2 protein-coding genes are annotated in these 2,137 nt (G+C 73.3%); both read right to left on the bottom strand.

From position 1 onward, the window contains the following. A partial coding sequence (locus AB0I76_RS28390) for a cation:proton antiporter (RefSeq protein ID WP_357041750.1) occupies positions 1–1,197 on the bottom strand: 1,197 nt, incomplete at its 3' end. Positions 1,198–1,207: 10 nt separating this feature from the next. Next, positions 1,208–2,137 (bottom strand): alpha/beta fold hydrolase (locus AB0I76_RS28395; protein WP_357041753.1); only part of this gene is annotated, 930 nt, incomplete at its 5' end.

The following is a 2,137-nucleotide window of genomic DNA, read 5'->3' on the forward strand; positions in this document are numbered from 1 at the left end:
CTCGAGCGCGCCACCCAGGCCGCGGCCGGCGCTGCCCAGCCACGGGGTGGCCACCATCAGCAGCACGGTGGCCGCGATGAACGCCTGCACCCCGTCCTCGCCGAGACCGGCGGGGGAGAGCCCGTACTCGCGGCCGACCCGTTCCAGCACGAACGAGAACTCGCCGACCTGCACGATCAGCAGCGACAGGCCGGCCACCACCGCCGGCCGTACCCGCAGCACGGCCGCCGTCGCGGCCGTCGCGACGCTCTTCACCACCAGGACGCCGCCGACGGCGGCCAGCACCAGCGGCAGGTTGCCGACCAGGAAGCCCAGGTCGAGGAGCATGCCGACGGAGACGAAGAAGGTCGCCGAGAACAGGATCTGCAACGGCAGGATCTCGCCCAGCGCGTGCTCGGAGTGGCGGCTCTCGCTCACCACCATGCCGGCGAGGAACGCGCCCAGCGACACGCTCACCCCGAAGAGGCTGGTCAGGTACGCGGTGCCGAAGCAGATCGCGATCACCGTCAGCAGGAACACCTCGGGCGAACACGCCCGCGCCACCACCTCCAGCAGGCGCGGCATGATCCATCGGGCCACGCCCAGCACGACCGCCACGATGCCGATCGCCGTGCCGAGCGCCGCCGTGACGTCCAGCGCCGACCCGCCCGAGCCACCCAGCATCGGTACGAGCAGCACCATCACCACGATGGCCAGGTCCTGGAAGATCAGGTACGCCAGCGCGGTGCGCCCGGTCTCGGTCTGCGTCTCGCCTCGGCTGGCCAGCAGCCGCAGCACGATGGCCGTCGACGACAGCGACACGAGGAAGCCGGTGAAGACGCCGATCTGCCAGGACACCCCGAACAGCGCCAGCGCGGCGGTGGCGACGCCCACGGTCAGCGCGACCTGGAGACCGCCGCCGATCACGATCAGGCGCCACATGGCTGCGAGCCGGCTCAGCGAGAACTCGATGCCGATGGTGAACAGCAGCAGGATCACACCGACCTCGGCGGCCACGTCGACGGCCTCCTGGCTGCGCACCAGGCCCAACGCGTGCGGGCCGATCGCCACACCGGCGAGCAGGAAGCCGACGATCGGCACGATCCGGATCCGGGTGGACAGGTAGCCGATCACCGCTGCGGCCAGCATCAACGCGACGATCTCGGCGAGGAACGCGGGTGGGCCTTCGGCGGCCGCGAGGACCATGGGCAGCTGCACGCGGCGAATGCTATCCGGTGGGCGGGCTCAACTCGCCGACCGTGAGGAACGGCTCCAGGGCGGCGAGGGTGGCCCACGGCTGTTCGAGTTCCAGGTTCGAGCGCGCCCCGGGAATCCGGACCACCGGCACGGCCAGGTTGACCCGCTCCAGCCGCTCCCGCACCGACGGTCGGATCTGCGTCTCCTGCTCGCCCCACAGCATCAGGCCGGGCACCGGCAGGTCGCGCATCAGCGGCGCCAGGTCGTAGCGGAGGTCACCGGAGAGGAAGGGCAGCGCGGCGTACGCGGCGTTCGGCTGGCGTGCCGAGAACACGCCCGCGTCGACCACCTCGGCCGGCACCGCCGCCGGGTCGCGGAAGCCCTGCCGGCGGAACCACCCCTCGATCGCCGAGCGCCGGTGGAACAGCACCCGGTACGCGGCCGGACCGAGCCGCGGGGACCGGGCCAGCGGGCTCAGCGTGAGCCGTGCGACGGGGCCGAAGGCGTCCTCGCCGAAGTCCCGCCCACCGGTCGGCGCGAGCATCGCGAGTCGGCGGACCGACGCGCCCGCCCGGACCGCCGCGATGGTGAACCCGACCGCGAGCGACTGTGCCACCACGGCCGGGGCCGGGTCGGTGAGGGCGGTCAGCGCGCGGACCTGGGCGACGTAGTCGTCGAACAGCAGCGGTCGGTCCGGGTGCTCCGAGCAGCCGAAACCGACCCAGTCGGGGGCGAGCACCCGCCGGGTGCGGGCCAGCTCGGGCCCGATGCGGTGCCAGTAGTACGAGGACGCGCCACCGCCCACGCCGTGCAGCAGCAGAACCGGGTCGCCGGTGCCCGCCTCGTACACCGCGACGCGGCCGGCGGGGGTGTCCACGTCCCGCCGCGCGAAGCCGTGCCGGGTCAGGTCAACGGTCGGCGTGCCGTCCAGGTCCGGCGTCCGCGCCACCCAGGCCGCTGC

This window comes from Micromonospora sp. NPDC049799 (genome assembly GCF_040656655.1).
Taxonomy (GTDB): domain Bacteria; phylum Actinomycetota; class Actinomycetes; order Mycobacteriales; family Micromonosporaceae; genus Micromonospora.